Source organism: Snodgrassella sp. W8158, assembly GCF_016100435.1.
Lineage (GTDB): Bacteria > Pseudomonadota > Gammaproteobacteria > Burkholderiales > Neisseriaceae > Snodgrassella > Snodgrassella alvi.
This window is the reverse complement of sequence record NZ_JACFSM010000018.1, coordinates 1-344: the sequence shown is the minus strand read 5'-3', so window position 1 is coordinate 344 and position 344 is coordinate 1. Positions and strand designations below refer to the sequence as shown.

1 pseudogene is annotated in these 344 nt (G+C 47.4%); it reads right to left on the bottom strand.

The annotated features are described in order from the left end of the window. A pseudogene (locus tag H3V11_RS11725) lies at positions 1-344 on the bottom strand (hypothetical protein); the annotation flags it as partial.

Genomic DNA, 344 nt, shown 5'->3' with positions numbered 1-344 from the left:
TATACAGCTGGTCACCGTTAACAGCATCGGTAGAGCCACTGCTAAGTGTACCGTTGGCCACGTTAGTAATCTTCTGGGCAGCGCCAGAGCCATGGCTGGCATCATAAGCATTACCATTCCATTGCAGAGCGTCGCGTTGCAGATTACTGATGTTATTCACAGCAGAACTCAGACTACTAGACAAAGTAGAAATATTACTGTTGGTAGTAGAGAGACTGGTATTGTTACCGGCAGTCACAGTGGAAAGACTGTTGATCAGTGAGGTGGACAGATTATACAGCTGGTCACCGTTAACAGCATCGGTAGAGCCACTGCTAAGTGTACCGTTGGCCACGTTAGTAATC